The sequence below is a fragment of the Candidatus Erwinia dacicola genome (assembly GCF_001756855.1).
Taxonomy (GTDB): Bacteria; Pseudomonadota; Gammaproteobacteria; order Enterobacterales; family Enterobacteriaceae; genus Erwinia; species Erwinia dacicola.
In genome coordinates, this window is sequence record NZ_MAYS01000335.1 from 1 (window position 1) to 1,591 (window position 1,591).

Consider the following 1,591-nt stretch of genomic DNA (forward strand, 5'->3'; position numbering starts at 1 on the left):
CCAAATAAAATGATTCTGCCTGACCTTTCCGTAGCGCACGCATCACTTCAATTCCTTTACATGCTGCGGACATTTACCTCCCCGCTTCAGCAATGCCAGCGCCCGCCCATACGTCGGGGCTTTATCTGTGTTGATCAACCGTGGAATTTCCAGGCGCTTCGTATTAGCTTCGTATTATTCAGAAGTTTACCCATAAAGCGATAGGCGGCTTTGGTGTGACGACGTGAAGACAGCTAAAAGCGCAGCCGCTTTTCCATCTCAGGTGCAGAACGCTGAACCCATCGATAAATCGTGGGGTGATCGACATTTACCCCTCGCTCAGCCAGCATCTCCTGCAGCTCACGATAACTGATGCCATATTTGCAGTACCAGCGGACGGCCCACAGGATAATATGACGCTCAAAATCTCGACCTTTAAATGGGTTCATGTGCTGCTCCTTCAACTAAACAGTGGCATCAGTTTACCATCGCCAGATCTTTGCAACAGTGCCCTCAATAGCGCCGTCGAAGCGGTAGTTGACCGCATCGGCGGTGAAATTTACCCGCTGGCTGGCCGGGCGAAAGACATGGGCTCGGCAGCCGTGTTGCTGACTATTTTGCTGGCTGTTTTTGTCTGGATCATCCTGTTAGTGCCGCATTTGCGATGAGTTTTCCAAAATTTGCAACAAACTGGATTTTGACCAACTTTATGTTTTCATCGCGCAAATACCTGTATATAATCACAGTTAACTGTATAAACAACTAGGGGGCGGAATGAAAGCACTAACGGCAAGGCAGCAGCAAGTTTACGACCTGATTCGCGACCACATTAACCAGACCGGCATGCCGCCGACACGGGCAGAGATTGCTACGCAGCTCGGTTTCCGTTCCCCAAATGCCGCAGAAGAACACCTCAAAGCTCTGGCGCGTAAAGGCGTAATTGAGATTGTTTCAGGTGCATCACGCGGTATCCGCCTGATAATCGAAGAAGAAGACGGTCTTCCGCTGATTGGTCGCGTCGCCGCAGGTGAACCGCTGCTGGCGGAGCAACATATCGAAGGCCACTACAAAGTGGACCCTGACCTATTTAAACCGGGCGCCGATTTCCTGCTGCGCGTCAGCGGGATGTCGATGAGAGATATCGGCATTATGGATGGCGACCTGCTGGCGGTACACAAAACCGAAGACGTGCGTAACGGCCAGGTGGTGGTTGCCCGCATCGATGATGAAGTGACCGTTAAGCGCCTGAAGCGTCAAGGTAACGCCGTGCAGCTGCTACCGGAAAACCCGGAATTCCAGCCTATCGTGGTTAACCTGCGTAGCCAGACGCTGACCATCGAAGGTCTGGTGGTCGGCGTGATCCGCAACGGCAACTGGCTGTAGCGGTTACCCACTCTAAGCGGGTCGGTCATGACCGATCCCGACTAAATCCAAATACTTCCCCCTGTGAAATCGGGGTACCACACCATGCGACTCCTCACAACAGCTGATAAACACCTCTGGCGGCTGATTCTTTCAAACTAGGCCTAGTGGATACCGCGGTAATGGCACTGTTGCAAAGATATTGATGAGTTAGCCTTTCGTGTTATTGAAAGGTCTTATCTTTCAAAGA

1 protein-coding gene and 2 pseudogenes are annotated in these 1,591 nt (G+C 51.7%); 2 read left to right on the forward strand and 1 reads right to left on the reverse strand.

Annotation, left to right across the window (positions count from 1 at the left end):
* Positions 1-428: pseudogene (locus tag BBW68_RS16535) on the reverse strand (DDE-type integrase/transposase/recombinase); the annotation flags it as partial.
* 63 nt (positions 429-491) lie between these two features.
* On the opposite strand from BBW68_RS16535, the pseudogene BBW68_RS17900 reads away from it, so the two are divergent.
* Both BBW68_RS17900 and lexA read left to right on the forward strand, forming a co-directional pair.
* A pseudogene (locus BBW68_RS17900) lies at positions 492-647 on the forward strand (diacylglycerol kinase); the annotation flags it as partial.
* Positions 648-753: 106 nt separating this feature from the next.
* The gene (lexA, locus tag BBW68_RS09765) at positions 754-1,362 is read left to right on the forward strand and encodes a transcriptional repressor LexA (RefSeq protein ID WP_070135212.1); all 609 of its coding nucleotides are present in this window, start codon (positions 754-756) and stop codon (positions 1,360-1,362) included.
* Positions 1,363-1,591: the final 229 nt, after the last annotated feature.

Coding starts and splice junctions, on each gene's coding strand:
- lexA (WP_070135212.1), top strand. CDS start 754: ATGAAAGCACTAACGGCAAGGCAGCAGCAAGTTTACGACCTGATTCGC.